Below are 24,819 nucleotides of genomic sequence, written 5' to 3' on the forward strand. Positions count from 1 at the left end.
TCCTATTTTGGGTACCATTCGAGATACGACCCCATTAAGGTAGGATATCCTGCTTTTCGCAGGCTATCATTATTTATCGCCACTTTCAATATAGGACTGTCAGCGATACGCCAATAACCTTTGCGAGTGTTTCCCCATTCACATGCCTTATATTTTTCTATACCGCATTTAATGAGGTTTGCCACCTTGGTCTTGGGTTTCTTCCAAGCTTTCCATATACACATACGTATTCTACGTCTTAACCACTCATCTGTGTCAAGAAGAAAGCGTTTCATATCGGCAAGGTGATAGTATCCAATCCACCCACGTATGTAATCTTTCAGCTTCTGTTTCCTCTTGACGTATCCCCATCCATTGCTACGATTAGTCAGCTCTTTGAGGCTCAATTTCATCTTTGCTTTGGATTTAGGGTGTACTGTAAGGCGATATTTGCCTTTCATTACATAAAAGGAATAACCGAGATACTTCACTCCTCGAACATACGATACTACAGTCTTTTCCTTGTTGACTTTAAGGTATAGAGTTCCCTCTATAAATCGGGTTATGGACTCTATGACTCTTCTTGCTGCCCTTTTGGACTTACAGAATATCATCGAGTCATCGGCATACCGCACAAAAGGAAGTCCTCTGCGTTCGAGTTCCTTGTCCAGCTCATTGAGCATAATATTACTTAACAATGGACTTAGTGGTCCTCCTTGGGGAGTTCCTTCCTCGCTCACTTCGAACAGACCTTTGTTCATTACACCGCTTCGGAGATATTTGTGTATCAGACTGACAACTCTGCCGTCTTTAATAGTACGGCTGAGAATTTCTATGAGTTTGCTATGGTTCACGGTATCGAAGAAGCGTTCAAGGTCAAGGTCTACAACGTACGTGTAGCCTGTATTGATTATCTCTTGGGCTCCTCTCACCGCGTCATGACAACCTCTTCTCGGACGGAAGCCATAACTTCTCCTGGAGAATTGTTTCTCATATATAGGACTCAGAACTTGGTTAATGGCTTGTTGCACCAAACGGTCTACCACAGTGGGGATTCCTAATAGACGCATCTTGCCATTGTCCTTGGGGATTTCTACCCTTTTGACGGGGTTCGGACGGTAAGAACCGTCCATCAAGGAACGGATGAGCGCATCTTTGTTGGCTAATAGCCATAAAAACAATTGTTCACATGACATATTGTCGATACCGCCACAGCCCTTGTTTCCAATCACTGCCTTATAGGATCGGTTTAGGTTCGCAGGACTCAGGATTTGCTCGAAAAGGTGTTCCTTGTCGAATGGTACTTCCACGATGTTGTCTTCACATATCCACATGAAAGTCTGCACTCCCTCATACCATTCGGTTTCCGACCTATCTCTTTGAGGGCAGTCATTAACTTCGGATAATGTTTTCTGCATTCGTTCTTTCATTAGGTATGTTTCAATTACTATCGTTTAATTATTAGGTTCAGTCCTTCGCAAACCTATCGGCTCGTTTGCTACTATGACTTCTGCTGACTTCTCACGGCAAGCTTTACTCCGCTGATTTCGATTTTTTTCTATTTTCATGCGTCCGTGAGACCTCCTCGGATAAGGGTATTAACTTTCAATCTTATGTCTGCTTCATCTACATTAACCGTTCCGAATAGCTATAGGGCTTTGGTTTGGGTAGCAACCTTACCCACGGTTTTTATGCCTTATATGAAGTTTCTGTTCGTCAGACCAGATGTTTGCCGCCAGCTTCTTTCAGATTCCACCTCACGATGGACACCCTTGCTATTGGCTGTATGATTCCCGCTATTAGGGCTCATTGGGGACTTGCACCCGTTAGCTAATACTCATGCCGAGCATACTATCCCCTTTTAGACGGGTGCCGACTGGCGCCCGTCTAAAAGGGGATACCCTAAAATTGGAAGTTTACCGCATAATTCCTTATAATCATAAACTGGTCACACAATTGCGAGAATATGGTTTCAATTCTTTTTCTCGCTTTGGCAAAAGCTGGGAATGTTGGCTTCCATTCTTTTTGATTACATCTGTATGGTACCTCCAATCTGATATTGGCAGTTTCAAACAGATCCAATTGCACTTGGGCACTTATATATCCTCTGTCCCCTATGACTGTACAATTACTATAATCCACTTTCACATCCTTCAGGTAATGAATGTCATGCACACTTGCCTTAGTGAGGTCAAAGGAATGGATGACACCACTTAACCCACAGACTGCATGGAGTTTATACCCATAATAATACATGCTTTGTGATGCGCAGTAGCCTACCCCGGGTGCTTTACTAAAATCCTTCTTTCCCATACTGCAACGTTTGGAACGGGCAATACGACATACTTCTATCGGCTTCGAATCAATACAGAAACAGTCTTCACCACCATCCATTTCAGAAACCATTCTTTCTCGGATTGCATTACATAGGGAGGAAGTTGTTTTACGCCTGTCATTGTATTGTCGGCGGGAAATAAGGTTGGGTATTTCAACCCTATATTCCTGTAGCTTTGCAAACAACAGAAACTCACTGTCAATACGGGGCAGCCTCTGACGCCATGTTCAAAGCCACTACTTCAAGGTCTGAGAATTTAGGGACGACTCCTCGTCTTGGCACATTCCCAGATTCATTGACTAAATTGCCGGCAATTTGCTTGCATATGTTCAGTAATTTTGCGAATATTGCATATAAGTTGTGCATACGATATTTGTCTATTAAAAGTTTGGTCACCTTTAATTTACTAAATATCAACAATATGCACAACTTTTTAAACATAAATCTTTTATAATTTAATTCCGCCAATAGGTTAATAGATATATCATTATGAAACGCCTATTTTTTGTTATCCTGTTCGCGATAGCGACAGCTAACCTATACGCACAATATTTCATGGCAGACACGGTTAAGCTCAATGCAACTTACCGTGAATTGCTGAAGCATCCGGAGAGCAAGGAAGCGCAGATGGCTTATTTCGAGGCTTTCCCAAATACATGGATGGAATACATCGTAACTTATCAGTTTGATCCGGATGATAAAGAAGGAAGAAAAAATCTATATTTTGCAGGACACAAACATGTATATGCTTTTGAATATAAACTGAATCTAATTCCGGATTCTTTATATTACAAGAAACTGGTAAACATTGCAATCGGAGGTAGAATAGATGCCGATGCTGCCAATTATCTACAGAGTTGCGTAAAAAGTCACATGATTGACCATTCGGAACAGATATTGAATGCATTGGCTCCGCTTTGTAAAAGACACCGATTTGAGTTTTGGGAATTTTACTTCTCGAATATTGTAAAATCAGCTGACATTGAGGAAGAGTTAAATCGATTAGTAGAACTGCATAAGAACTGCCATCCGGAAGACGTGCAAATGATGAAGGATGCTTTCAAGTATTTCTACAATGGAGTAAACTTTTTCTCTCACGGTTATTTGGATGCCGATTAAGAATTGTGTTTTACCAATGCGCGAAACAATAGCAAAACAAAAAAATAACACTATGAAACGCCTATTTTTTGTTATCCTGTTCGCGATAGCGACAGCTAACCTATACGCACAATATTTCATGGCAGACACGGTTAAGCTCAATGCAACTTACCGTGAATTGCTGAAGCATCCGGAGAGCAAGGAAGCGCAGATGGCTTATTTCGAGGCTTTCCCAAATACATGGATGGAATACATCGTAACTTATCAGTTTGATCCGGATGATAAAGAAGGAAGAAAAAATCTATATTTTGCAGGACACAAACATGTATATGCTTTTCAATATAAACTGAATCTAATTCCGGATTCTTTATATTACAAGAAACTGGTAAACATTGCAATCGGAGGTAGAAAAGATGCCGATGCTGCCAATTATCTACAAAGTTGCGTAGAAAGTCACATGATTGACCATTCGGAACAGATATTGAATGCGTTGGCTCCGCTACGTAAAGGACACCGGTTTGAGTTTTGGGAATTTTATTTCTCAAACATCATAGCGGTAAAGACCATTGAAGAAGAGCTGAACCGGTTAGTAGAACTGCATAAAGACTGCCATCCGGAAGACGTACAAATGATGAAGGATGCGTTCAAGTATTTTTATAATGGAGTCAACTTTTTCTCTATCGGTTATTTGGAAGCTGATTGAGGATGAATTTCATATACAAAAAGATAGCAAAACAGTCAATTGAGTATCAAATCCATCAAATTAGTCTATTTTCCCCATCAGCACATTCTGAAGATTTTCATCAAACAGAACGAAATATTAATATCAACTTCGCTTGTAACTATTCGTATTGCATTCCAATATTTTTCAACAGTTTAATAAGCGTACTTATATTAAAAATTAAAAGTATCTAAACCGTCAAAGAATAATAAAAAAACATGCTGAAGTTTTAAGTAAAATATGCTCAAGTTTTACTAAAAACTTCAGCATGTTTTTTTATTACTTTCACAACACTTCCCTTAATCTGTTATTTCTTTTTTCTATCTTTGTTTTTACGAACAGGAAACAACGTAAAAAAATGACAGATTATCCACGATTACTGGTCTACAAAGCTTCGGCAGGTTCGGGAAAAACATTTACTCTTGCCGTACAATATATCAAACAACTTATTGAAGATACTCACGCTTACCGCCGCATTCTTGCCGTAACGTTTACCAATAAGGCTACTGCCGAAATGAAAAAACGTATACTGGAGCAACTTTTTGGTTTGGCAAATGGCTTAAAGAGCTCGGACAGCTATTTGGAAGAGCTGCTGAAAATTACATCAAAAAATGAGGCCGAAATACGGCGTGCTGCACGTGAGGCTTTGACAAACATCATTCACGATTACAGTCGTTTTCGCATCGAAACCATCGACTCATTTTTCCAGTCGGTCATGCGCAACCTTGCCCGTGAACTGGAACTGGGAGCTAATATGTCTATTGAACTGAATAATGCCGATGTCCTTTCGGATGCAGTAGATGCCATGATTGAAAAGCTCGACCGGCGTTCACCGGTTCTTTACTGGTTACTCGAATATATAGAAGAACGTATTGCCGACGACAAACGCTGGAATGTTTCCAACGAAATCAAAGGATTCGGTCGTAATATTTTCGATGAAGGTTATGTAGAAAAAGGCGCCGGACTGAGAAAAAAGCTGGCAGATTCCCAATTCATTCCTACCTACCGTAAACAGCTACAGGATATCCGCACGGAAGCACTGGAAGAGATGAAAGGCTTCAACGAACAGTTTCTTGGTATACTGGAAGTAAACGGCTTGAACCCCGCTGACCTGAAAAACGGTTCTCGAGGCATAGGAAGCTATTTCAATAAAATCGGGAATGGTTATCTGGGAAGTGACGTACGCAACGCAACTGTAGAAAAATGTCTGGAAAGTGAAGAGAACTGGACAACAAAGACTTCTGCTTACCGTGACACAATTCGTTCACTGGCAGCAAATGAGCTGATTCCTCTGCTGAAAACTGCGGAAGATTTCCGACCGAAAAACAATATACTGGTAAACTCCTGCGACCTTTCGCTCCGTTATCTGAACAATCTCCGTCTGCTTGCCAATATCGATGAAGAAGTACGCCTGCAAAACCAGTTGCACAATCGTTTTCTATTATCGGATACCAATGCACTGTTGCACGGACTGATTCGTGAAGGAGATGCCTCGTTTGTGTACGAGAAAATCGGTACAACCATCGACACGGTAATGATTGATGAGTTTCAGGATACCTCACGCATGCAATGGGAAAACTTCCATCTGCTGCTCGAAGAAAGCCTTGCCCAAAAAGAAGGCAGTCTCATCGTGGGCGATATCAAACAAAGTATTTACCGGTGGAGAAACGGTGACTGGAAGATTCTTGCCGGACTGGGTGAGGATAAAACTTTACGTGTGCGCGAATGTACCCTCGGGACTAACTGGCGAAGTGAAGCACGCATCATCCACTTCAACAACGAAATATTTACCGCTGCCTGCAAGGTACTGAACCAACGCTACGAAGATGAAATGGGAGAACCCTGCATACAGCTTCAGCACGCTTACAGCGATGTATGCCAGCAGACAGCCAAAAAGGATGAAAAAGGATATGTAAAGCTAAGTTTTCTTTCGGATGAAAAGGAACATCCGTATGCCGAAACAATGCTGGAGGAACTGGCATCGGAGGTTGTTTCACTCATTAATCAGGGAGTCCGTACAAATGATATTGCCATTCTGGTACGTAAAAACAAGACAATCCCTGCCATAGCTGATTATTTCGACAAGCATACACCTTACAGGATTGTATCGGATGAGGCTTTCCGGCTGGATGCTTCTCTTGCCATCTGCATGATGATAGACGGATTACGCTATCTGACATCTCCCGACGATCATATAGCTCTGGCAAGACTGGCGACTGCCTATCAGCGTGAAGTACTGAAACGCAATATCGACTTAAATACGGTTCTGCTGAATCAAGTAAAAAGTTACCTGCCGGCAAGTTTTGTCCTCCTGCGGGAAGAACTAAGGCTGATGCCTTTATACGAGCTTCTGGAAAAACTGTTCATTCTGTTCGACATGCAGCTCATCGAAAAACAGGATGCATACATCTGTGCTTTTTATGACGCCGTAACAGAATATATGCAGAATAATTCTTCCGAACTTACCGCTTTCATCTCATACTGGGACGAACGCCTTCACGAAAAGACAATTCCTTCGGGAGAAATAGAAGGGATTCGGATTCTCTCTATCCATAAGTCAAAAGGTCTGGAGTATCATACGGTTTTACTTCCCTTCTGCGACTGGAAAATGGAGAATGAAACCAACAGTCATCTCATCTGGTGTTCGGTAGCAGGAACAGCGAAGAATACAGACCGTCCGCCTTTCAACGAACTGGATATCGTTCCGGTAAACTATTCGGGTGCAATGGCAGAATCAGTCTACCGCGATAGTTATCTGGAAGAACGGCTTCAACTCTGGGTTGACAATCTGAATCTGTTGTATGTTGCCTTTACCCGTGCATGCAAAAACCTTATTGTATGGGGAAAAGCCAAGCAAAAGGGTTCTGTTTCCGAACTGCTTCTGGAAGCTTTGCCACACGTATCACTCACAATGGAGGAAACATCTCCGGAAGCAGCAGAAGAAAACGAAAGCTCCGGCGAAACCAACTCCGAAATATATGAATTCGGAAAGCTTTGCGTATCGGAAGAGAAAAAGAAAAAAGAAACGGAAAATCCGCTGGCTGCACAGTCCGAAAACATTCCGATCCGCATAGAGTCGATAGAAACAGAAATAGAGTTCAAGCAGTCCAACCGTTCTGCCGACTTTATTCGGGGCGATGAAGAGGATGACAAGACAGGCCGCTACATCCGTCAAGGACAGTTACTGCACAATGTCTTCGCCTCCATCAGACAGGAAAGCGACTTACCGCAGGCTATCGAGCGACTGCGCTTCGAAGGTATTCTTGAGTCAGCCGAACAAGAACAACAGATTTATAAGCTGGCCCAATGGGCACTGGGCAACCCCAAAGTGAAAGACTGGTACAGCGGCGAATGGGAGTTGTACAACGAATGCAGCATTATCTATACAGACGATGAAGGCATCATGCAGACCCGCCGTCCGGACCGCGTGATGATGAAAGACGGACAAGTAATTGTTGTCGATTTCAAATTCGGAAAGCCCAAAGACGGTTACCGCCAGCAAGTCAGCGAATACATGGATCTTTTATCTGCCATGGGATATGAACAGATAAAAGGTTATCTGTGGTATGTTTTTGCCAATGAACTGGAAGAAGTTAAATAAACGACAAAAGCCATCTGGATATATGGAAACTTTTTTGAAACAAGTAGCACACGATTTATATAACAAAACCGAAGGTAACTTTACTAAAGTTGCAATTGTATTCCCAAACAAGCGTGCCAGTCTGTTCTTCAATGAATATCTGGCTCAGGAAAGCGATCGTCCTATCTGGTCGCCGACTTATGTCAGCATCAGCGAACTGTTCCGCCAATCATCCGACTTATCGATTGCCGATCCGATAAAACTGGTATGCGATCTCTATAAGGTTTTTCAAAAAGCTACTGGAAGTAAAGAGACACTCGACGATTTTTATTTCTGGGGAGAAATGCTTATTGCCGACTTTGACGATGCAGACAAGAACATGGCCGACACACATGCACTGTTCAGCAACCTGAAAGATCTGAATGAATTGATGGATAACTATGACTTTCTGGAGGAAGGACAAAAGGAGGCATTAAGTCAGTTCTTTCATAATTTCTCAATCAATCAGGTAACAGAACTGAAACAGCGCTTTATCTCCATGTGGAATGTACTGGGTGATATCTATACGGAATACAAAGCATTGCTGGAAAGCCAGTCAATCGCATACGAAGGCATGTTGTACAGGCAAGTCATAGAACAGCTGGATGTAGAAGCTCTTCCTTACAATAAATACATATTCGTAGGTTTCAATGTACTGAATAAAGTAGAGCATACCCTGTTTAAGAAACTGAATGAAGCAGGGAAAGCCATGTTCTATTGGGATTACGACACGTTTTATCTCAATAAGACTCCTCATGAGGCCGGAGAATTTATCCGCCGCAATCTGAGGGATTTTCCATCAGAGTTGCCCGCTTCTTTTTTCGACAACCTGAATCAGCCTAAAGAAGTAACTTTCATCGAGTCGCCGACTGAGAACGGACAAGTACGATACTTGCCTCAATGGATTCGGGAAAATCTTACTTCCCAGGAAAAAGAAACTGCCGTTGTGCTATGTAATGAAGCATTGCTCCAGCCCGTATTGCATGCTTTGCCCGACAATGTAAAGCATATAAACATTACAATGGGATTTCCGCTTTCACAGACTCCTGCATACAGTTTTGTCAACGCACTGATGGAACTTCATACTTCGGGATATAACCCGAATAACGGACGGTATCTGTTCGCAGAGGTTATCAGTGTGTTGAAACATCCCTATACCCGACAACTGTCGCCCGAAGCGGAAAAACTGGAACAGAATCTCACCCGGGACAACCGCTTCTACCCGCTCCCGTCGGAACTGAAACAAGACAATGTGCTGGAATTACTTTTTACTCCACGCAGAAACAACCTCGATTTATGCAGTATGCTATCGGAGGCATTAAAAGAAGTTGCAGTAATTTATCAGCAACAGGCAGCATCACATTCCGATGCATTCGACCAGTTGTACCGTGAATCATTATTCAAAACCTATACATTGGTCAACCGTTTTCATACACTGATTGAAAGCAAAGAGCTCAACGTGCAGGCAGGAACTTTCCAACGGTTGCTTACCCGCGTCATGTCATCATCGAGCATACCATTCCACGGCGAACCGGCCATCGGCATGCAGGTAATGGGAGTTCTGGAAACTCGTAATCTCGACTTCCGGCATCTTATCATGCTCTCGGTAAATGAAGGACAGTTACCCAAAGCCGGAGGTGATTCTTCTTTCATTCCCTACAACTTACGGAAAGCTTTCGGTATGACAACAATCGACCATAAAATCGCTGTATATGCTTACTATTTCTACCGTCTTATGCAACGGGCAGAAAAGGTAACATTAGTTTACAATACAGCTACTGATGGAATTAACCGGGGAGAACTTTCCCGCTTCATGCTCCAGTTCCTGATAGAATGGGGATATCCTGTTCTACGCAAACAACTGGAAGCAGCCCAATCTCCTCAAGATTCAACCCCTATCATCATTGAGAAAACTCCCGATGTCATGGAACGGATGAAATCAGTGTTTGATATCCGGAACAACCCAAAAGCTCTCATATCACCGTCTGCACTAAATTGCTACCTGGATTGTCCTTTAAAATTCTATTACAAATATGTAGCATTACTCAGTGCGCCCGACGAAGTTACGGCAGACATTGACTCAGCAAAATTCGGTAGTATCTTCCACTATGCAGCAGAACATATATATAAAGCTCTTACCGCACACGGAAAACTAATCAGCAAAGAGAACCTGGAAACACTATTGAAAGATGAAGTCCGTCTGCAAACATACGTTGACAATGGCTTTAAGGAATTATTTTTCAATCTGCCCCCCAACGAGCAACCTGAATACAACGGTATTCAGCTGATCAACTCGGCAGTAATTGTAAAATACATCCAGCAACTTCTCCGTAACGACCTGCGATATGCTCCTTTTACATTCGTCGGTTCCGAGCAACGTATTTTTGAAAATATAGAGATATGCACTTCAACCGGGGATATCCAATCCCGCATCGGAGGTATCATCGACCGAATTGATTCCAAAGGAGAAAGTCTGCGAATTGTAGATTATAAAACAGGAGGAGATGCCGATACGCCAGCCAATGTACAATCACTCTTCATTCCAGACAAGAAACGTTCGAACTATGTTTTCCAGACATTCCTCTATGCTTCTATTGTTTGCAAAAAACTAAGAGAAAAAAATGACAGCCGCCTGGTGGCTCCGGCTCTTCTTTACATACATCGGGCAGCTTCTGAGAACTACTCTCCTGTTATCCAAATGGGAGAACCTAGAAAGCCTAAAGAACCGGTAGAAAACTTTGCACAATATGAAGGAGACTTCAGAGAAAACCTGAAGACATTGCTGGAAGATATATTCAATCCAGATATCTCTTTCACCCAGACTGAAATAGAAGACAAATGTGCCTATTGTGACTTTAGGGCACTTTGCAAAAAATAACAACTATATTCACCATAGGGGCTCTTCTGCAACTCAGAAGAGCCCTCCTTAAATTAAAAAATGAACAAGCTATTATTCGTCCCTCTCGTTGTATGTGGCACTAACCAATATGTAAATGCCCAGTCAGTTCAATCCCCAAACATTGTCCTTATCCTTTGCGATGATATGGGCTTTTCTGATCTCGGATGCTATGGAAGCGAAATCCAAACTCCCAATATTGATAAGTTAGCTCAAGAAGGAATACGCTTCAGTCAATTCAAGAATACCGGAAGAAGTTGCCCAAGCAGAGCCTCCATGCTGACCGGCAGATACCAGCACGAAGTAGGTATGGGCTGGATGGCCGAGGTAGATGAACATCGCCCCGGTTACAGAGGGCAAATTGATAAAGAATATCCTACTATTGCGGAAGTAATGAAAAGCGGGGGATATTCTACATATATGAGCGGTAAATGGCACGTAACCACTACTGGCGGATACGAGAGTCTCCCAATGGAAGTTATCCGGTACAAAGAGGTTTCGATAAATATTACGGCTGCATGGAGGAGGAAGCTACTACAAACCATCTCCTGTCTACAATAATTTAGAGAAAGTAACTGATTTACCTGATGATTATTATTATACTCAAGCTATAACAGATTCAGCTGTAAGTTATGTTCAGGCACACGACACACGGAAACCTATGTTTTTTATACGTAGCCCATTACGCGCCTCATCCTCCATTACAAGCTCCTGCAGAATATGTAAAAAGATGCATTGACCGATATAAAGTAGGATAAGATGTACTACGCAAACAGAGATTTGAAAAACAAAAAAGAATCGGACTCATACCCGACAATATGGAACTTCCTGTATTCAATAAAGAATTTGGAGGGAAACGTCCGGCATGGGAAGAGCTAACTCCAGAACAGCAAAACAAATGGATAAAAGATATGGCTACATATGCAGCCATGATTGAAATAATGGATGAAGGCATAGGAAAACTAGTTGAAGAAATAAAGAAAAAAGGTATGTATGAGAATACTGTTTTTCTCTTCTTGAGCGACAATGGCGCAACCAGCGAAGGAGGATTTATCGGGCAACTGATGTCTGACTTATCGAATACCCCTTACAGGAGCTATAAAAAATGGGTATTCCAAGGCGGAACCAGTACCCCTTTCATACTGACTTACGGTGACAAGAAAAAGAATATTAAAAAAGGAGAAATCTGTAGACAGCCTGCACATATTATTGATATCATGCCAACATGTATGGCTTTAGGAAAAATTGAATATCCAAAAACATTCTCTCATTCAGATCTGCCTGGTACCAGTCTGCTCCCGTTCCTGAAAGGGCAGCCAATCAAACCAAGAACATTATACTTCGAACATCAGAGTTCTTGTGCTATTATAGACGCAAATTGGAAACTAGTCAGAGCCGACAGGAACAGCCAATGGGAATTGATTAATCTGACTATCGATCCTTTTGAAACGAATAATCTCGCGGAGAAATATCCAGAAAAAGTAGACGAGCTTGAATCCAAATGGATTAACAGGGCTAATACTCACAAAGTTTTTCCATTAGAAGATAAGGCTTGGACAGAACGGATTAATTTCTATCAGAAGAAAAATCCTGATCAAAGAGGAGAAGATTAACATTTAAAATAATACTACATGAAAAAAGTAACCCACTACATTTATTCTATCGCCTGTTGTTTGATAATATTTCTCACCCAACAGAGCTTTGCAAGTCAACCAGAATACTCCACAGCAGGTTTCTTCGAGTTACCCAATACCGGAAGAACAGTTTACAGTATGAATCCTGCCTGGCGCATGTATAAAGACCATCTGGAAGGGGCAGAACAACCGGATTTCAATGATAAGGAATGGGACCTGATTTCGCTACCCGACGGAATAGAATATGTACCTTCAGAAGCCAGCGGATGCGTCAATTATCAGGGAGAGGTATGGTATCGAAAACATTTCACTCCAGAAGAAACATGGAAAGGCAAACAACTTTTCTTGCATTTCGAGGCTATTATGGGTAAAGCAAAAGTCTGGATTAACGGAACATTAGTCAACGAGCATTATGGAGGTTTCTTGCCTGTAATTGCCAATGTTACTGAATACCTCAACTATGAAGAAGATAATGTTATAGCTGTATGGGCAGATAATAGTAACGATCCTTCTTATCCTCCCGGAAAGCCACAGGACATGTTAGATTTTACTTATTCCGGAGGAATTTATAGAGATTGCTGGATGATAGTACACAACAACGTATTTATCACAGACCCAAACTATGAAAACGAAACTGCCGGCGGAGGATTATTCGTTTCATTTGGCCATATTTCCCAATCACAGTCAGAAATAAGACTGGATGCTCATGTCCGTAATTCATCAAACACATATTTCTCTGGCAAAATAGAATATCAGTTATTCGACAAAGACAACCGACGTGTATGTCAAGCCAGTAAAGCCTTCTCGGTAAGCAAAGGAAAAGCACGCAATACCTCCCTTACCATCAAAGTAGAAAAGCCTGAATTATGGGAACCGGATTCTCCTTATTTATATCAGTTGCATGTTCTTCTAAAAGATAAATCGGGACATATTGTCGATGGGTATCGCAGACGTATTGGGATAAGAAGCATTGAATTTAAAGGAAAAGACGGCTTCTGGCTCAACGGAAAACCTTACCCCTACCCGTTGATAGGAGCCAACAGGCATCAAGACTTTGCCATATCTCAAATAGCCTTCATTGGAGAGATGCAAAGAAACTGCGCGATGCAGGTCTCAGGGTCATCCGCAATGCACACTATCCGCAGGTTCCTGCCTTTATGGATGCTTGCGATGAGTTAGGACTCTTCGTCATAGTCAACACTCCAGGGTGGCAGTTCTGGAATAAGGAACCAATATTTGCTCAAAGAGTATATAGTGATATCCGGAATATGGTAAGGCGCGACAGAAACCACCCTTCTGTATGGATGTGGGAACCTATATTAAATGAAACATGGTATCCGGAAGATTTTGCTAAAAACGTAGTTGATATTCTCCACGAAGAATATCCATACCCATATTGTTATGCAGGATGCGATGTAACAGCAAAGGGACATGAATATTTTCCGATACACTTTACTCACCCACTCAATGGAGCTGGAGGTGCATTTAATACATCTAAAATAGATCCCAAGATTTCGTATTTTACCCGCGAATGGGGAGATAATGTAGACGATTGGAACTCACACAACTCTCCAAGCCGCGTAAACAGAGCATGGGGAGAAATTCCAATGCTGGTACAGGCTCAAGGCTATGCAAAAACCGATTATAAATACACTTGCTATGATGTTTTGTACCGTAATACACGCCAACATATGGGCGGATGTTTATGGCATTCTTTCGATCATCAGCGTGGTTATCATCCTGACCCGTTTTACGGAGGTATCATGGATGCTTTCCGGCAACCCAAACTATCCTACTACATGTTTTGCGCACAACGTCCAGTAGAAAAGAATAATCGGCTGATTGCAGAAAACGGTCCGATGGTGTTTATCGCCAATGCCATGACTCCTTTTTCACCAAAAGACGTAACCGTATATAGTAATTGTGATGAAGTACGCCTTACCTACTGTAAAAACGGGAAGCAATTCATTTATAAAAAAGAAAAAACAGATGAAGGCATGCCATCCCCTATCATCACATTTAAAGATGTATGGGACGTAATGTACGACAAACAATTGGCAAGGAAGAACAAGCATGAAGAATCTTATCTATTAGCTGAAGGTATCGTCGACGGTGAAGTCGTAGCAACCCATAAAGTGATGCCTGCACGACGTCCTTCCAAAATCATACTTTGGGCTGACAACGAAGGAACGGAAACCATAGCCGACGGTTCCGACCTAATAACCGTTATTGCAGCTATTGCTGATGAGAATGGGAATATCAAGCGATTAAACAATTATCATATTAAATTTGAAATTGAAGGTCCAGGAGAACTTGTCGCAAGCAAAGAAACATTCACCAACCCTCGTGAAGTGCAATGGGGAACAGCTCCAATACTTGTACGTGCCAAAGCTCAAACAGGTAATATTAAAGTCAAAGCGTCTGTTGTGCCAACGGAATACACACGCCGATGTCTGCTGAGCTCATTATACCAACAACAAAAGCTATACACCCGCTTATTGTCGATGAGGATGAACTAAATCTTCAATTAAAAACTCACAGAAATCAAGAAAACTTATCATCGTACGACCGCGGTCAGTCGTCAGATGAAGCACGAAAACAAAGTCAAATGAGATTAAAAGAAGTCGAGAAACAGCAAAGCGACTTTGAATAAAACAACCCTATCCATAAAAAATCATGCAGACCTGTTATACAAGTCTGCATGATTTTTTATGGATATATTTTTCTATCCAGAATAACTGATAGAGTCTTTATACTTAAGACAAACCTTCTATTTCGCCATTCACAATATCAATGTGCAGTGCCTGAGGCTCTTTCGGCAATCCCGGCATACGCATAATTTCTCCGGCAATAATCACTAGCATCTCAGCTCCGGCATTCAGAACAATATCGCGAACATGGAATTCAAAATCTTTCACCACACCATAAAGTTTCGAATCTGTAGAGAATGAATACTGTGTTTTAGCAATACAGATTGGGAAATGTCCATAACCCAGTTCCTGGATTCTTTTCAGTTTCTTCTTAGCCGCAGCACTATAGGTAATCATATTAGCACCGTAAAGATTGCATGCTACCTTCGAAATCTTTTCTTCCACTGTGTCATCATCATTATATGCCAGACGCAATGGCTCTGAAGGCTGGTTTTCGATAGTATCAACAACCAGATTTGCCAGTTCTACCGCTCCGTTACCGCCTTCAACAAAAGCATTGTTTACAGCGAATCCAATACCCTGAGCAGCACAATGCTGACGAACCAGATCGATTTCCTCCTCAGTATCGTTAGCATAGCGGTTAAATGCTACAACTACAGTCTGACCGAACGAACGAAGATTTTCGATATGCTTATCCAGATTAGCCAGACCTTTAGTCAATCCTTCAGCATTAGGTTCTTTAATCTGATCCAGACTAACTCCACCGTGCATCTTCAGTCCCTGTGCTGTAGCTACAATAATGGTCAGTTTCGGCTGTAATCCAGATTTACGACATTTGATGTCATAGAATTTCTCTGCGCCAAGATCTGCACCGAAACCAGCTTCTGTAATTACATAATCACCAAAAGTCATAGCCAGTTTTGTTGCCATCACCGAGTTACATCCATGAGCGATATTAGCAAACGGTCCGCCATGTACAAAAGCAGCAGTATGCTCTGTGGTCTGTACCAGATTAGGAGCAATAGCATCTTTCAGCAAAACAGTAATAGCCCCAGCTACTCCCAAATCTTTTACTGTAAAAGGTTTATTGTCGATAGTAAAGCCCAGCAAAATATTTTCAATACGGCGACGCAAGTCATCTTCATCTTTTGCCAGACAGAGAATAGCCATAATTTCAGAAGCCGGAGTGATATCAAATCCAGATTCACGGGTAATACCGTTTGTCTTTCCTCCTAATCCAGTAATGATATAGCGCAAGCCACGGTCGTTCACATCAAGAACACGATTCCAAAGTACCTCCTTCAGAGCGAATCCATTGTCCTGATTCTGGTACATATAATTATCCAGCAAGGCAGCAATCATGTTATGTGCCGAAGTAATCGCATGAAAATCTCCGGTAAAATGCAGGTTAATCTTATCCATCGGAAGAACCTGAGCATATCCTCCTCCGGCAGCTCCACCCTTCATACCGAAGCAGGGACCAAGTGAAGGCTCACGAAGCGCACATATAGCCTTCTTGCCTATCTTTGTAAGTCCGAGTGCCAGACCGATTGATACCGTAGTCTTTCCGATACCTGCTTTAGTAGGTGTTATGGCAGTTACCAGAATAAGATTACTTTGTTTTACTTTCTCCTCATCGATCAAAGTTTCAGGAACTTTTGCGATATAACGTCCATAGTTATGGATTTCCTCTACAGGTATATCATAATCACGTGCTACCTGTTTAATCTTTGTCAGTTCAATACTGCGTGCAATTTCGATATCTGATTTCATAGTGATTTTGAAAATGAAAGCGCAAAGATAAGAAAAATTCCATAACTTTGCGGCATCACATTCCACTATTAGGATTTGTCACACACAACTTAGAATCGAATTAAAAAAAGAAGAAGTTCTGATTTATGAATAATTTTACATTTTACAGCCCTACCGAATTTGTATTCGGGAAGGTTACAGAAGCACAAACAGGAACACTGGTTAAAAAATATCACGGCACAAAAGCCATGATTGTTTATGGAGGCGGTTCGGTAGTACGAAGCGGATTACTGGATAAGGTGAAGCAGTCGCTTACAGCTGCTGGAATAGATTATGTAGAACTGGCAGGTATCCAACCTAACCCCACTGACCCGAAGGTGTACGAAGGTATCGAACTAGGTCGTAAGGAGCATGTAGATTTCATGTTGCCCGTAGGAGGAGGTTCTGTAATAGATACGGCCAAAGCCATTGCAATAGGTATTTCTTATGAAGGAGATTTCTGGGATTTCTTTATCGGAAAATCCGTACCACAGACAGGATTGCCCATCGGAGTTGTACTTACTATTCCGGCAGCCGGTAGTGAAGGTTCGGGCAACGCTGTAATCACCAAGCTCGACGGATTAAGAAAATTAGGCATACGCACTCCGGAAATTCTCCGGCCAGTCTTTGCCGTAATGAATCCGGAGCTGACTTATACATTGTCGGCATGGCAAACGGCCAGTGGCATTACGGATATGATGGCGCATATCATGGAACGTTATTTCAGCAATACCCAAGGCGTGGAAATAGCCGACCGTATGTGTGAAGGAGTAATGAAAGCAATCGTAAACGAAGCTCCCCGCGTAATGAGCGAACCGGAGAACTATGATGCACGTGCCAATATCATGTGGGCGGGTACAGTAGCTCATAACGGTACATGTGGAGTAGGCTGTGAAGAAGACTGGGCTTCCCATGGTCTGGAACACGAAATCAGTGCAATTTACGACGTAACTCACGGAGCAGGACTTGCCGTTATATTCCCTGCATGGCTGACCTACGCAGCCAAACATAATGTAGGTAAGGTTGCCCAATATGCAGTACGCGTATGGGACGTACCGGAGTCAGACGACCTGCAAGCCGTAGCTATGGAAGGAATAGCAAGATTTAAGGCTTTCCTGCACAGCATAGGTATGCCTGTTACCCTCAGAGAATTAGGAATAGAAAACCCGGACATTGACTTACTGGTCAGAAAATTCCACGAAGATAAAGGAAAAGTGGCAGGCAATTATGTCCATCTTGACAGCCAGGCAAGCCGTGAGATATACGAATTAGCCAGATAAATCAGCCTGACATAACCGATTACTTACATACCACGCAGACGGATTAACATTGCGCACATACAAAGACCAATGTTAGTCCGCCTGTTTTTGTCCTCAAACATTCCAGAAAAAATAATAAACCAACCACATCAACGATACATTCATTATGGAATTCAATAACAATCAAATCCGCAGACAAGACAGACTGCTCAGCGAAGCTCGTGCTTACGAAATCCTGAAAGAAGGAGAATACGGCGTACTCTCCATGCGTACAGAAGACGGTGAAGGAGCCTATGGCATTCCACTAAGTTATGTATGGGACAGAGGAAACTCCATTTATATCCATTGCGCCCCAGTAGGCAGAAAACTGAATTGCATAGACGCATGCACAAATGTTTCCTTCTGCGTAGTAGGACGCACAAAAGTCATTCCCGGAGAATTTACCACTGCATACGAAAGCATCGTACTTCGCTGTACGGCACATCACAGTCTGCATGAAGCAGAACGTATGTCTGCCCTGTCACTATTTTTAAGCAAATACTGCCCCAACGACAAAATAAAAGGGCTGGAATATGCACAAAAATCCTTTCACCGTACAGAAATCATCCGGTTGGACATAGAAGAAATCAGTGCAAAAAGCAAGAACCGTTTCTAATCTTTCTCCCAAAGTATGAAGTCAACTACAAGTTATACCTATAAAGATATCTGGCTCATTGCCTATCCCATTCTCATCAGCCTGATTATGGAGCAAATGATCGGTATCACCGATACTGCATTTCTTGGGCATGTAGGTGAGATAGAACTAGGAGCGTCTGCCATAGCCGGTGTATATTATCTGGCAATCTTCATGATCGGATTCGGCTTTACAGTCGGTTCACAAATACTGATAGCCCGAAGAAACGGTGAAGGGAACTACCGTGTTATAGGAAACATCTTCTATCAGGGTATCTATTTCCTGATGCTGATGAGTCTGGTTATTTTTATCCTTTCACAAGTTTTTTCCGAACAAATACTGGGAATGTTAGTCAGTTCGGACCGTATAGTAGGTGCAGCAACTGACTATATACGCTGGCGTGTGTATGGTTTCTTCTTCTCCTTTATAGGAGCCATGTTCAGAGCCTTTTTTGTAGGAACTACGCAGACACGTACCCTCACCCTGAATTCCAGCGTGATGGTAGCTGCCAATGTAATATTCAACTATACACTTATTTTCGGTAAATTCGGATTCCCTGCTATGGGAATTGCCGGAGCAGCTATAGGCTCGTCGCTGGCCGAACTGGTATCCGTATTATTCTTTATAAGTTATACATACCGGAAGATAGATTATCGCAAGTATGGATTAAACCGCATCCCCGGCATCCGTACCAAAGCATTGTCACAAATCATGCACATTTCATTATGGACAATGATACAAAACTTTATATCACTGTCTACATGGTTTCTGTTTTTTATATTTATCGAACATCTGGGAGAACGTCCGCTCGCCATTTCCAATATCATACGAAGTGTATCGAGCATACCGTTTATGACGGTCATGGCTTTCGCATCAACTTGCAGTTCACTGGTAAGCAACCAGATTGGTGCCGGACACAGCAAAGAAGTCCCGGCATTAATCAACCAACATATACACCTATGTTCTTTCTTTGTCATTCCACTGATAGGACTTATCGCGTTGTTCCCCTCGACAGTCTTGCGTATATATACCAATATACCCGACCTGATAACAGCAAGTATTCCTACTTTATGGGTATTATGTTCTACCTATATCGTCAGTATTCCAGGCTTTATTTATTTTCAGTCGGTATCAGGAACGGGTAACACACGTGCTGCTTTCATTCTTGAGATCATAGCCCTGGCACTGTATACCATATACATCCTCATCGTAATTACAGGTTTGAAAGCTGACGTTGCCATATGCTGGACAGCCGAGCACTTATATGCTATCTGTATCGGTATAGCCAGTTATCTGTATATCAGGAAGGCAAACTGGCAACATAAACGTATTTGAGGAATTTCCCTATCATAAGTAGGAATATTCCCCTTTACGATTAGGAGAAATTAATTGTGGATATCAGATTCCCGGTCTATCTTTGTCATATCAAAAAAACAAAGGAGGTAGTTATGAAGAGAATAAAACGTAAATTCCATTATATAGCAGCAGTACTGTCTTTAATCTTTACATTGAGCTCATGCGAATATGTAGGTTTGGGAATAGAAATCGGAAATGGCACGAACAGTTATCACGAAAGTACCGATTATTTATGCAGCCGTATCTGGACTGATGAATGGACAGATGAATATGGCGTTTACTACTATCAGGAAATTTGTTTTTACCCGAACAATACGGGAGTAGACTATTTATATTCGCAAGACCGCTACGGAAACCGGCAAGAATCAAGCCTTAATTTCGGATGGGATTGGTGGGACAGCAACTACACAAGCATCCGTTTCAATTACGGCAACAGATATTCGTACATGGAAAATATTGCAATGGGAGGAAACCAGCTGAACTGCCTGCTGGATGGCTATCCCGCTTATTTCATTGGAAAATAAGAAACTTTTCATTCTCTCTCTCACATCCCCTTTTACGTATTTTCATGCTGTAAGAAGCACGAAATACGGAAAAGGGGAATTTTTATGAAAAAATTCAGCATGTTTTTAGTAAAACATCAGCATCTTTTTTAAAAAAATTTGTACAAAAAAACACTGGTTCTTCAGCATCTTTTCAGACGGTTATCATTTTGCATTATTTGCTTTTTCAACTATACACCCTATTTCTTCCGATATAGCATATAATACATCTATAGCAAAGGCATTTTCTTTTATCTTTTTGGACTGATATAAAAATCTGTCGCTATACTTAATAAATACGCTTCTCTACTTCTCCCTTCTTTTTCCGGGCTGTAATAGGCTCATTTACGCAGACTGATGGAAACGAGGCTGTTTCAGCTTCACTAAATTGCAAGAAGGATAGCTCGAAAATCAAATCAAGACTTTGAGTTCTATTCCAGAATTCAGAGTGTGAGCAGTTTCTTTCACAAATCCACTCTATACCATGCTCGTATCTATTCCCTTGAATTTGTATAAGCAATACATAGTCATTATTTATTTTCAATTTAGCCTCCAACAGACCTTGTCCATGAGTAAATCCCCAATTAGTATATACCGTATTCAGTATATTTCCTCCTGTTTTAGCAATAGCCTCAACTCCATACCCCGATACAGTTTCAAGATGAAATTTATCCATTATATATTTATTCAGACTAGCACAAAGTTGGGAATACCATATTTTATCCATCAAATCTCCTATACACAATTCTTCAATTTCCTTTTTTCATCCTTTGGCAATAAAAAATAACTTTCCTTTTTCAAAAGCCAAGTCTGTGACAGCTGATGCAGATTATTGATGAACGAACAATAATCTTCTACCAATGCTAATGCATAAGAATCACCCTCAAGTAGGTTTTTATGTTTACTTATAGCCTCACATAAATCTTTATAACTGCATATTTTCCACAACCCATCGTTAAGAATATTTTCTTTATCAGGAAATTCTGTAGCCAATGATAATAAAATCAAATCGTCTGTCTGTGGGTTGTTTTCCCTCACATACCTGTCCAGCTGACTTTTTTGAGGAATACTTTTTACTTTATTCTCTAAAATAAATGTTATCTGTCCATCACAACATGCACAAAGATCAAGGTTACAATATTCTCTTTTAATATTTTCCAGAGAAGCATTCCAATTAACCTTACATCCTAGTTCTTTGCATACAGCAACAAATAGAGCACAATGTGTTGTTCCTAACCAATATAAAAAATTACTGTGGAATAACTCCTTTGAACACAAGGACAAATTAAATAGTGGTGAAGTCCTAAGGGCTTCTTTGAAACCCTTCGCCATAATCTTTTCTATTAATGGTATAACACTACTCCGCATAACCTCAAGATTCAGCCTATGTTCCCCTTCAAACCATGAAGCCTTTTCATAATGCGACATAAACTCGTCATATCCATGCACTAATGTATCTTTTGTACCAAACAGAGCATAAGTGTTTTCTTTATCGAACTCCGTAATATCCGAAAACTGTCCCTTCTCTACCTTTTGGCAAGCATCACACAAACTAGAAGTTATCTCATAATGAGTTTCACCGTTCCGACGAGGATTCAGAAACTCATGTACACCAATCTGTGTACGCATAAATTCGGATACATGAAAAGCCGGGTTCACTAAGATCTTTTTATATCCTCTAAGTTGCTGGGCAAACATACCTCCCATGGAGGTTCCAATAATAAGTTGAGGCTGTTCTAGCTCACATAAATGCCGCAGCATGTCCAAAGCTTCCTGAGGAGCAACAGGCAAATCGGGTGACAGCACACTATAATCGGGTAAAAGAGCCTGCAAGTTTCTTACCGTAGAAGAAGAACCGGAAGATGAAAGTCCGTGTATGTATAGAATTTTATTTCTCATATTTCGCTGATTTTTTTAATATAACTTTATCTAAAAAACGTATTACCAATACCATGTGGTGTTTTTTATTGTAATTATACCACCAAACTAGTAAAAATTTCACAAACAGCATGTTTTAACAGACATTTAACACAAACTACCTATCAAGGTATCCCATGAACCAATAACGATATAACATATTACGTATATCACATTTTATTAGTAACTTTGTGTATTGAAAAAACAAAAGTTCAATAATCATGAAGAAAACAGACCTTATGACAATGACAGCAGCCATGATGTTTGCAGCATCGGGGTATGTCAATGCCGATACACCGGCAAATACCGATAAGCCTGTTATAGGCAAACAAGAAATCAGAATCAAAAATAAAAAACTTACTCCCGAGGCTTTGTGGGCAATGGGACGCATAGGCAGTTCAAGCGTATCCCCCGATGGAAAGCAGATTGCGTACACCGTATCTTATTACAGTGTAAAAGAGAACAAGAGCCACACTGTAATTTATGTGATGAATGCCGACGGCACAAACAATTTGCTTCTTACTCATACTGCCGACAGCGAGGTTGAACCGACATGGATAAAAGACGGAAGCAAGATTGCTTTTCTTACAGCTGCAAGCGGAAGTATGCAGATATGGGAAATGAATCCCGACGGAAGTGAACGGAAACAACTTTCATCGTACGAAGGTGGTATAGAAGGATTTAAATTTTCTCCGGATGAAAGTAAAGTATTGTTCATCTCGCAAGTTAAATACGGACAACGTACTTCTGACATATATCCTGATCTGGATAAAGCCAGCGGAAAGGTCATCAATGACCTGATGTACAAGCATTGGGATGAATGGGTGGAAAATATTCCGCATCCGTTTGTCGCTTCATTCGACGGTAATCAGGTTGGTGCTGCTACAGATATTCTGAAAGATGAACCTTATGAATCGCCCATGAAACCTTTCGGCGGTATCGAGCAGCTGGCATGGAGCAACGATTCCAAGCAAATTGCTTACACTTGTCGCAAGAAAACAGGATTGGAATATTCTGTATCGACCGATTCGGATATTTACCTTTATAATACGGAAACAGGTGAAACTCGTAATCTCTGTAAGGAAGATGCTACGGACAAGAATCTGGGCTACGATACCAATCCGAAATTTTCTCCCGACGGAAAAAGTATTGCATGGCAAAGTATGGAACGCAACGGCTATGAGAGCGATCGCAACCGGTTGTGCGTCATGAACCTGAAAAGTGGAGAAAAGACTTATGTAACCGAAGCTTTCCAGTCGGGTGTAGACGACTATTGCTGGGCTCCCGATGGAAAAACATTGTATTTCGTAGGCGTATGGCACGCTACCAGTATGGTTCACAGCACCAACCTGAAAGGAGAAGTAAAGCAGCTTACTGACGGTATGTACGACTACACTTCGGTTGCCATGCTTAACAACAAACAACTGCTCACCAAACGTCATTCTTTAAGTGAGGCAGACGAACTGTTCACTGTCGATTTGAAAAAGAAAAATGCAGTAACCCGCATCACAAAAGAAAACAATCAGATATTCAGTCAGCTGCAAATGGGTAAAGTAGAAGCACGTTGGACCAAGACTGTCGACGGAAAAGATATGCTTTCATGGGTAGTTTATCCGGCTAATTTCAACCCGAACAAGAAGTATCCGACTCTTCTTTTCTGCCAGGGAGGTCCACAAAGTCCGGTAAGCCAGTTCTGGAGCTATCGCTGGAATCTGCAACTCATGGCTGCAAACGACTATATCATCATTGCTCCCAACCGTCGCGGTCTGCCGGGATTCGGCATGGAATGGCTGGAAGATATCAGTACAAACTACGGAGACCACTGCATGGACGACTACCTGAGTGCCATCGACGATATAGCTAAAGAGCCTTATGTAGATAAAGACCGTCTGGGATGTGTAGGAGCCAGCTTTGGCGGTTACTCTGTTTATTGGTTGGCAGGTCACCACAACAAACGCTTTAAAGCCTTTATTGCTCACGATGGTTTCTTCAACATGGAACAGCAGTATCTGGAAACAGAAGAGCTCTGGTTCACCAACTGGGATTTGGGTGGAGCATATTGGGAGAAAAATAATCCGGCAGTACAACGCAGTTACGCCAATTCTCCTCATCTGTTTGTAAATAAATGGGACACTCCTATACTGTGCATACATGGAGAAAAAGATTTCCGAATCCTGGCTTCACAAGGAATGGCTGCCTTCAATGCTGCCAAACTAAGAGGCGTTCCGGCACAGTTGCTCATCTTCCCTGACGAGAATCACTGGGTACTGAAACCGCAGAACGGTATCCTGTGGCAACGCACATTCTTTGCATGGCTGGATCAATGGCTAAAGCCTGAGAATAAATAA

Annotated in this window: 13 protein-coding genes and 3 pseudogenes; 11 read left to right on the plus strand and 5 right to left on the minus strand. The window is 41.6% G+C overall.

The features are described from left to right. Positions 1-2: 2 nt before the first annotated feature. Complete coding sequence (gene ltrA / locus BACCOP_RS18330) at positions 3-1,409, minus strand: group II intron reverse transcriptase/maturase (RefSeq protein WP_007571772.1); 1,407 nt, start codon at positions 1,407-1,409, stop codon at positions 3-5. Between the two features lie 490 nt (positions 1,410-1,899). Further along, a pseudogene (locus BACCOP_RS18335) lies at positions 1,900-2,755 on the minus strand (IS982 family transposase); the annotation flags it as partial. A gap of 48 nt (positions 2,756-2,803) precedes the next feature. Between BACCOP_RS18335 and BACCOP_RS18340 the strand changes: the two are divergent. The 6 genes and pseudogenes from BACCOP_RS18340 to BACCOP_RS18365 all read left to right on the plus strand — a co-directional run bounded on the left by BACCOP_RS18340 (position 2,804) and on the right by BACCOP_RS18365 (position 14,935). Beyond that, positions 2,804-3,433, plus strand: coding sequence for a hypothetical protein (locus BACCOP_RS18340; RefSeq protein WP_007566541.1), 630 nt, complete (start codon positions 2,804-2,806; stop codon positions 3,431-3,433). A 52-nt stretch (positions 3,434-3,485) separates the two neighbouring features. Continuing rightward, positions 3,486-4,115: a hypothetical protein gene (locus tag BACCOP_RS18345; protein ID WP_040312253.1), complete on the plus strand. Its 630-nt coding sequence runs from the start codon at positions 3,486-3,488 to the stop codon at positions 4,113-4,115. Positions 4,116-4,491: 376 nt separating this feature from the next. Further along, positions 4,492-7,734, plus strand: a complete 3,243-nt coding sequence (locus BACCOP_RS18350; protein ID WP_040312254.1) for a UvrD-helicase domain-containing protein — start codon at positions 4,492-4,494, stop codon at positions 7,732-7,734. 22 nt (positions 7,735-7,756) lie between these two features. Next, positions 7,757-10,630: a PD-(D/E)XK nuclease family protein gene (locus BACCOP_RS18355; RefSeq protein WP_040312260.1), complete on the plus strand. Its 2,874-nt coding sequence runs from the start codon at positions 7,757-7,759 to the stop codon at positions 10,628-10,630. 60 nt (positions 10,631-10,690) lie between these two features. After that, a pseudogene (locus BACCOP_RS20540) lies at positions 10,691-12,261 on the plus strand (arylsulfatase). 18 nt (positions 12,262-12,279) lie between these two features. Continuing rightward, a pseudogene (locus BACCOP_RS18365) lies at positions 12,280-14,935 on the plus strand (glycoside hydrolase family 2 TIM barrel-domain containing protein). 103 nt (positions 14,936-15,038) lie between these two features. Here the strand turns inward: BACCOP_RS18365 and BACCOP_RS18370 are convergent. Continuing rightward, positions 15,039-16,706, minus strand: coding sequence for a formate--tetrahydrofolate ligase (locus tag BACCOP_RS18370; protein ID WP_040312255.1), 1,668 nt, complete (start codon positions 16,704-16,706; stop codon positions 15,039-15,041). A gap of 125 nt (positions 16,707-16,831) precedes the next feature. Here BACCOP_RS18370 and BACCOP_RS18375 point away from each other — a divergent pair, with 125 nt between their 5' ends. The 4 genes from BACCOP_RS18375 to BACCOP_RS18390 all read left to right on the plus strand — a co-directional run bounded on the left by BACCOP_RS18375 (position 16,832) and on the right by BACCOP_RS18390 (position 20,536). Then, a complete protein-coding gene (locus tag BACCOP_RS18375) occupies positions 16,832-18,004 on the plus strand; it encodes an iron-containing alcohol dehydrogenase (RefSeq protein ID WP_007571794.1) in 1,173 nt (390 codons plus the stop codon). A 145-nt stretch (positions 18,005-18,149) separates the two neighbouring features. After that, positions 18,150-18,638, plus strand: a complete 489-nt coding sequence (locus BACCOP_RS18380) for a pyridoxamine 5'-phosphate oxidase family protein (RefSeq protein ID WP_007571796.1) — start codon at positions 18,150-18,152, stop codon at positions 18,636-18,638. Positions 18,639-18,653: 15 nt separating this feature from the next. Next, a complete protein-coding gene (locus BACCOP_RS18385; RefSeq protein WP_007571798.1) occupies positions 18,654-19,991 on the plus strand; it encodes an MATE family efflux transporter in 1,338 nt (445 codons plus the stop codon). A gap of 113 nt (positions 19,992-20,104) precedes the next feature. Next, positions 20,105-20,536, plus strand: a complete 432-nt coding sequence (locus BACCOP_RS18390; RefSeq protein ID WP_040312256.1) for a hypothetical protein — start codon at positions 20,105-20,107, stop codon at positions 20,534-20,536. A gap of 307 nt (positions 20,537-20,843) precedes the next feature. Here the strand turns inward: BACCOP_RS18390 and BACCOP_RS18395 are convergent, their stop codons facing one another. Further along, a complete protein-coding gene (locus tag BACCOP_RS18395) occupies positions 20,844-21,230 on the minus strand; it encodes a hypothetical protein (RefSeq protein ID WP_148315577.1) in 387 nt (128 codons plus the stop codon). 59 nt (positions 21,231-21,289) lie between these two features. Next, on the minus strand, positions 21,290-22,453 hold the full coding sequence (locus tag BACCOP_RS19335; RefSeq protein WP_007571803.1) for a YqiA/YcfP family alpha/beta fold hydrolase: 1,164 nt from the start codon (positions 22,451-22,453) through the stop codon (positions 21,290-21,292). Between the two features lie 239 nt (positions 22,454-22,692). Here BACCOP_RS19335 and BACCOP_RS18405 point away from each other — a divergent pair, with 239 nt between their 5' ends. Beyond that, positions 22,693-24,819 carry a S9 family peptidase gene (locus tag BACCOP_RS18405; RefSeq protein ID WP_007571806.1) on the plus strand — a complete coding sequence of 709 codons (2,127 nt, stop codon included), beginning with the start codon at positions 22,693-22,695 and terminating at the stop codon, positions 24,817-24,819.

The sequence above is a fragment of the Phocaeicola coprocola DSM 17136 genome, assembly GCF_000154845.1.
Lineage (GTDB): Bacteria > Bacteroidota > Bacteroidia > Bacteroidales > Bacteroidaceae > Phocaeicola > Phocaeicola coprocola.